The 7359-nt window shown below is 44.9% G+C and carries 7 protein-coding genes; 1 reads left to right on the forward strand and 6 read right to left on the reverse strand.

Going from position 1 to position 7359, the window contains the following annotated elements:
• Positions 1-324: 324 nt before the first annotated feature.
• Together rhaM and AC55NX_RS20295 are read right to left on the reverse strand one after the other, a co-directional pair.
• Positions 325-648, reverse strand: a complete 324-nt coding sequence (gene rhaM, locus AC55NX_RS20290) for an L-rhamnose mutarotase (protein WP_496997380.1) — start codon at positions 646-648, stop codon at positions 325-327.
• 12 nt (positions 649-660) lie between these two features.
• On the reverse strand, positions 661-2181 hold the full coding sequence (locus AC55NX_RS20295) for a purine-cytosine permease family protein (protein WP_496997381.1): 1521 nt from the start codon (positions 2179-2181) through the stop codon (positions 661-663).
• Positions 2182-2739: 558 nt separating this feature from the next.
• On the opposite strand from AC55NX_RS20295, the gene AC55NX_RS20300 reads away from it, so the two are divergent.
• Positions 2740-3534, forward strand: a complete 795-nt coding sequence (locus AC55NX_RS20300; protein ID WP_496997382.1) for a helix-turn-helix domain-containing protein — start codon at positions 2740-2742, stop codon at positions 3532-3534.
• Positions 3535-3855: 321 nt separating this feature from the next.
• Here AC55NX_RS20300 and AC55NX_RS20305 read toward each other — a convergent pair whose 3' ends face one another.
• From AC55NX_RS20305 to AC55NX_RS20320, 4 genes are all read right to left on the reverse strand, one after another.
• Complete coding sequence (locus tag AC55NX_RS20305; RefSeq protein ID WP_496997383.1) at positions 3856-4734, reverse strand: HEPN domain-containing protein; 879 nt, start codon at positions 4732-4734, stop codon at positions 3856-3858.
• 131 nt (positions 4735-4865) lie between these two features.
• Positions 4866-5120, reverse strand: a complete 255-nt coding sequence (locus AC55NX_RS20310; RefSeq protein WP_197413074.1) for a bacteriocin immunity protein — start codon at positions 5118-5120, stop codon at positions 4866-4868.
• Between the two features lie 4 nt (positions 5121-5124).
• On the reverse strand, positions 5125-6594 hold the full coding sequence (locus AC55NX_RS20315) for a pyocin-S2/colicin E7-DNase domain-containing protein (RefSeq protein WP_496997384.1): 1470 nt from the start codon (positions 6592-6594) through the stop codon (positions 5125-5127).
• Positions 6595-7163: 569 nt separating this feature from the next.
• Positions 7164-7322, reverse strand: a complete 159-nt coding sequence (locus tag AC55NX_RS20320; protein ID WP_496997385.1) for a DUF3010 family protein — start codon at positions 7320-7322, stop codon at positions 7164-7166.
• Positions 7323-7359: the final 37 nt, after the last annotated feature.

Here is a 7359-nt window from a genome sequence, read left to right on the forward strand (position 1 = left end):
GGTTAAAGCGGTGTGAAGTACTACTTCAAATCGTTGCTGCTTATGTGAACGAATACCAATCTAAATAAGTACTTGATCATTCTTGCTGGTTAAAATCGCTGATAGCTGCGTTATAGATTTTACTATTAGAGTAACTAGTTACAGCAATCTACGCCTTGCTCTAAGCGATTTTTCCTGCGAAATACATTGACCACTTATTTATCCAGATTGGTATAAGTCATTCTCGCTGAACTTTTATTTGGATTTGGGGATAGCTGTAACCGTGACTGATAGGGATAAAATAATAAGCCCCGCGGTGGCGGGGCTTAGTGAAGAGTCTTAACATTACGCTAGGTAGAAGACTGAATCCAGCGTTATAGACTGCGGAGAGTTATCCGGGTTGGTTGCCATGATATCTTGCATATAAGCCCACCATTTCTGACAAGTTTCAGTATCGGCAACCTGCTGCCAGCGTTCCTCGCTCTCGATTTCGACATAGCCAAACAGCTGACTGGTTGCCTCATGGAGAAAGATGGAATAATTGTGGCCACCGTGACTTTTCAGTACGTCCTCCAGCTCAGGCCAGATTTCATCATGTCGTTTTTTGTACTCCGCCTTATAGCCTTCATTAAGCTGCATGACAAAGGCTTTTCTGATTAAATCACTCATTAACATTCTCTCTCAGGCTTTGTCACGCAGCGTGATCCAGGTTGTTGCCGAGATGAAGTAAATAACTGTCGGATATATCGCGAACGCTTTAAAGGATTCGAACGCAGCCTGGTAGTCAGCACCTGCTCCCCAAACTTTGAGCGCAGAAATTACCATCGCAGCCAGAGATGCCAGAGCAATCGCGCCGGAAACCTTCTCCAGCATGCTCGCAGGCTTAGCTTCGGTCTGTTGTTCTGTTTCGCGTTTTGCCAGCTTTGCATGATACGCCTCGCGTTGTTTCAGCTCTTCGTTGTATTCCGCTTCCTGCTTAGCGTAGTTATCGCCTGCACCCATAGATTTTGCTAACGTGATGTAAACGGCCATAGACAGCAGGTAAGTAGGTACAAACAGGAAGAATAAGTGCAGGAAGCCCATCTGTTCACATGTCACCGCAAATACAACTCCAATTGCCCAGGTGATAAGTGCAGCTGTATTCAGGTCGTTACTCTGGTACTTAGACCATAGCGGAGTCAGACCAACCTTTTTAAATACCCAGTGCTCAGACACGATGATCGCGCCAACCGGTGCAAGCAGCAGACCCATGTAACCAACAAAGTCTAACAGGCGGGTAAATACGAACGGGAAACAAGCAATAATAGCGGTAACCACACCAACGATAGTCGTGATGTATGCACGCGATTTGTTCGGGAAAATACTCTGGATTGCCAGACCTGCACGGTAGATAGTCGGGTTAGATGTTGTCCAGCCCGCAATGATTACCGCAACGATACCTGTAGCGCCAAGTACCGTGTGAGCGATACCGCCAGCGTCAAGGTTAGACATACTGGTCTGCATCAGCAGCATTGCACCCGCACCCATAATACCGGCACAAATCCATGCAATGTAGTGACCGAAGAACATACCGAACGCAGAGAAGTAACCGTATTTTGAACTCTTAGCAAAGCGTAGCAGCGCCATGTCACCTAAAGAGCCGTGCATTGCCAGGTTACATACCCAGGCGAAAGCAGCGATCTGCCAGAATGTCATTGATGGTGAGCCATCAGGCGTTTGTCCGGTCCAGATGTACTGATCCGCCAGAGACAGGAACTGACCAAAACCGGTAAAGGTTTCACCGTTGCCAACATTGCTCAGTGCAGGAAGGGCTACCATACCGCCGGTTACAAATACAACCAGCAGCCATGGTGAACATACGGTTGCGAACTGAGCACATTTCTGGAAGCCGAGTACCGCAATCGCAACTACGATAGCACCGACAGCGAGTGCCACGGCAACAAACGCGGCACTGGTCGGATACCAGTGCGTCTGCGCCGGAATATCAAATAAGATACGTACCGCAGACGCTGATACTGTGATCATTGCCCCGCCCAGTGCACAGAAGAGCACGGCGTTGACTACGTTATAGACTTTGTTAAAGCCCGGGCCTGCGACTCTGCGCAGATATTCGTAAACGGTGAGTCGGGATTGGGTGGCGATAGGTGCGGTAATCAGTGCCCAGGTCAGCACGGCCATCAGGTTACCTACCACCAGGCCCATCAGGATATCAAAGGTGCTTGCTCCCCATGCGACAAAAGCTGCACCGATAACAAACTCGGTTCCGGCTACGTGCTCACCTGAGTAGGATCCGAGAAAGTGTCGCCAGCCAAGCAGTTTGTGTTTGGGCACCAGCTCTTGTTCATATTCATTGAGGGTTGCTTCTGTTTCTTGCGTTTGTGTAGAGGTAATCGTTTCAGACATGATTGTCTCCTTGCTATTTGTAAGCTTTTGTTTCTTATGTCTTTAAGTTTGAATGTATAAGTTTTGTTATTGTTAATTCCCCTCTGGATTACCGGATGTTACCCATGTAATTGGCAGGGAGATTAGGGTTAGCTTACAAACCTGAGAAATTTAAACCTTGGAGAATTAACATCTAGAATTGGTATTTTGGTGAGTTTTTTAAGGTGAGTAACTTTGTCTTCACACTTTTAAAAATATCAATAAAAGAGTGAGCAAAAGTGAGATGTTCGGCTAGGAAAATCGCGAGCCAAGTCTCTACATTTAGGTCGTAGAATACAGAGGTGTAGTATGCTCTATCTTAAATCGAGAGAGTTCTTTATGAACTCAAATAGTCCTGTCACTACCGAGCTCAGATCTCCTCAGGATCCCTATCCTGAGCATGCGCACTCGTTTGAAGAAATCATTATTGTTTCAGAAGGTTGTGGAACACATGTCATAAATGATGTGCCTATGAACCTGAGCAAAAATTACGTCTGTTTTGTGAAAAAGGAAGACCGTCATTTATTCGATACCGTAGATGATCTCTATTTAAGTAATATTCTGTTTGAAAAAGATAAGCTGCAAGTTGGCTCGGACCTGAAGCGTTTTATGCCAAGTGAATCAGATAGAGAAACGGGCTGGTTTATTAATGAAAATACCGCACAAAGTATGCGTCAGCTGATCGAACGCTTGCACATTGAGTCACATATCGACAGTGAAGAGTCACGAATGATTGCGCAGTTCATTTTTCAGCAGATTATTGTTGAGCTGTGGCGGGGAAAAATAAAAGACGTCGATTTGCTTAATAACAACGATAAAGTTATTTACGCTTTATCTCATATTCAGCAGCACTATGCCGGCCTAAATGAAATTGATGAAGTTGCAGAGGCGGTAAAACTGTCTTCGCGTCAATTAACAAACAGTATTAGGAAGTTAACGGGCATGAACTTCAACCAGTATCTACATTACACACGTACCAGCAAAGCATTTTCCGACATTCTTTACACTGATCAATCTATTACAGATATTGCTTTCAGAGTTGGTTATCAGGACAGTAATTACTTCTCCACCAAGTTCAAACAAGTATTCGACCAGACACCGAGAGAGGCTCGAATGAGACATTCTGCTAAATAATCTCTGCATCATTATTACAATGTAATCGCTTTCAGAGCGGGCAAGATTACATTTAAGCGTAAGCTGATAACAATAAAGTAATACGAAAAGGTGGGGCTGCTCGAAAGATCGTAACACGGAATTGTCCAAAAGTGAGCTGTGGGATTTGAGTGTAGGTGTACGATTAAACTGTCAGATCGTGTATGAGTTAGTACATGTGGTTTGGGACGCAATGACTTTCTTCGATTTCATTAGCATCCTCGAAAGCGCCCCAGTTTCTGAAATTGAGGAACGCAATTGTGCGTCAAATTTGGGAGCCAAAAGGCTGAAAGAATACTGCCCTCAATCCCCTATTCTTCCCCGACAAATCTGTTCGGTTAATGCCTGCAACCGCTGCACTTCTGCCACCAAATAATTCAACTCTTCTTCGGTGATTTCGTAGTGCGCTGAATAACGCGCATCAATATACGCCCGTTGCAGACGCCGGAAACTGCGGCGGTGGAATTTGTTGTCCATCGGAAAAATCTCAGCAAAGGCCGGATCAATCTGCGCACACAGATTGCCAAGTTTCTCGATATTGTGGGACTTCGGCAAGTAGTTGGTACAAGTCAGCAATGCACAAGCCAATAAATGTTCGGTGACTTGATGGAGCATGAATGCCGTTTTTTTATTCATCGATTCTTGGCGAGTGAAATGAACAATCTTGAGTCCATCAACAACACTCTCCATCCACTGAGCATAATGCTTACGGGCAATCTCACGAAACTCTTCCTCAGTCAGGTCACCCGGCTTCGCCAGTGGCTTTGGCGTCGCGGCAAACAGTTCAATGCCCTCTTCGCGGATATCCTTAAAAAAATAGTGACCCTGTTGCAAGCGCTCGTTCACTTCCTGCAAATCGTGAACAATCAAACCCAACGGTGCCGATTTCACTTTGCGATCAATTTGCTCTTCCGCCCGCTGCCAGACTACATAATCCTCCACCAACGCGGCTTTATTGACGATCACCAGAATATCGTAATCGCTGATATAGCCGTTAACCGGATCCTTGACCCAACGGCCTTTGGCATGGCTGCCGAACAAAATAATTTTCAGAATGCGAAACTCACTCTTACTGCCCTGTTTACCTTGCAGGTAATCTTCCAGTGTATCGCGCAGAATCGTTGAGATGTCCGCCAGCTCACGCTGTTTGTATTCAGGCAGATGGTCGAGGGATGTTTTCATAATCGCAGTATTGAGGCGTGTTGTGGATGAATAGCGCTAGCATAAAAGAAGCACTCAGCAAAAAACACCATCACCATCCGTTTTACATTGTTCATTGAGAGAAAACGCGATTCAATTCAAAGGAGTAGAAACTATTTAAAACAGGGCAAGCCCTGCTCCATATACCAACGTTTGATCTCTGCGACAACCGCTTCCGGGGAATCTTCACGATTTTCAGGCGGATAAAATATAAGCCCATTGCTTTCAGGATGCTTCACAATCTGTGTAAAATGTTCCACCATCTCGTCTAATTCCTGCTCTGAACCATTCGCGTCGCTAATATTCGTGACCAACTCTAAGAACTCTGACTCTGTATAATCTTCAAGAAGTTTTTTTTGCATATTCATACCATCAATCATAATGAATTCGGTTGTGATTTTTAGGCGTCACAACACGGAGATTATCAATATCATAAACTGCCCCACCATACTGAATCTCTTCAACATGGTGAAGCTGAATCCGCTTAATTTCTCCGTATTGTTCAGAAGGAATAGCAAACGGGGCTGTTCCTTTTTTAATATGAGCTTGATTTGGTCGGCTAAATTTAGACATAAGCGCCTTGTCTTCACTCACTGCCAGCCAGAAAGCTTTCCGAAAAGCATCAAAATTATTAAACTCCAGATCTCTGAGCTTATCTGCAATTTGTGTAGGAATCGGTACCCCTAATCCTTTTCCAGCAGCCGATAACCAGTCTCCTGCAACATTTTCACCATATCCAGTTACAATTCCAGATTTATCTCTCGGGCTTTCTTTATACACCACATACAACGGTGGTAATCCGGTCTCTGCCGGAAAGGTCAGAATATAGTCTTGCAGATCCGCATCAGCAATTGGCGTGATGTAGGTGTTATCAAATTCTTGCCCTTGCTCCGCTTGCGGATGAATCCAGATATCGAACTTTTCCATCTCCGGGATAGGATTAACCAGAATCGGTTTACCGCCAAAATCACCGCTAATCGGCACCCATTCAATAGTGATATCCGGCTCTAACTCGACGACAAACCGCTCACCGACCTGTTTTACTTCACGCTTAGGGATATTCGCCCCATTGACGTGATAACCGTAAATTCGCCCTTCCGTATTGAAACCCAAGCGAATATTGGTTTCAACCGTGTCTTTATTACTCATATCAGCAGCGCTGTAGAGCGTACTGTCAGCTAATTTGTTCGGCACAAATGCAGCCAGAATGCCAGCTCGCCCAATAATTTTCATCGCCAGTCCCGGCAGTTCTGCCAGCGCTGCACCTCCAATACGCGTTAAAAAAGCTTCTCCAGATGCTGCACTGATCCCCTGCCCGACGGCAAGTGTATAAGACGCATAATCCCCCAGCGCAGAAAGCGACTCTCTTTGTGTACCGATATCACACGAGCCTCTCGGCACCAGCGCAGATTTGGCGAAACGGGAGGGTTTGACGGGCGGCTTGTTAAATGCGTTCTGCCATGCAGATGAAGGCAGTTGGATTTTATCCAGCTCCCGTAACCGCTCCTGACGCTGCCTGATCAATCGCTCTTGTAAACTCAGCTTCACAGGTTTGCGTTCAACATAAGGCTCGATATACACAGAAGCGTTAACGCTGCCGGAATAAGATGAACCAATGCCATGATTGACCCATTCAACTCTGGCGGTATAAGCCTTGAAGGCTAATGAATCGAGATGAGGCTCAACCGCAGGATTGACTCGCCAATGTTGATTGCCCCATTCATCCCGATCCCGAATCAGCAAAGGAGCCGATGGCACATCCGTCAGTAACACTTGGTGACCGTAGTGAAGTTGTTCAAGAAAATCTGTAAAGCGCATTCCGGCAGGCATGACAGATTTCACATCTGACTCACGTAAGGAGGCAAAATCTCCTTCAACTTGAGCAAATTCGTACCTCATCAGATTATAGATTTGAGTGGTTTGATAGTTCATTAACGTTGTTGGCTGAGCCGTGATTGTTTTATCGATGGATGCTTATTGATAAAGTTATTTTCATATGAATTAATAATTATACTCAAATGGATTTATAAAACATGTTTAAATTTGGGGGTTTGATGGGGAGTGGTTATTTTTGGAATGGGGGTAACAGGGAGGCTCGGTTGAGGTGATTAAATTGTAGCTTGGTGTGTTCAATAGTAAATCTGTTGGTTTGGTGCGCAACCCCGTTCTTCGATTTCATTAGCATCCTCGAACGCGCCCCAGGTACTTTTTCAAGGCCGAAAAAGTACCCCAAAAGGCCTAGATTTAAGTTCAGCACACGTAATCAGGGGCGCTTTTATTCGCTCCTGCTCACGAAAAGCTTAAAATTCATCCGTGAATTTTACCCTGAGAGCATCGTTCAAGTTGGGATTTGGGATGCGAATATAGCGAAAAAAATTAACTATCGACGCTATACTCATTTTTGTAAGGTTTTACTTTTTGGCACCAGTTAAAGCTGTTAAATATGCGTTGTGTTGATACTTATTGAGCTCACTAGGCACATCTGCGTCGTTCTTTTTTTGATACGAAGAAATCGCTTGAGGAGAGATTAATATTACATCCTCGACATCTGAATCTGAGACTGTCCTGATTTCTGTGTAATTGTCTAAGCTTAAGCCTTAAAAGGCT

This window comes from Vibrio rubrogenes (assembly GCF_059641415.1).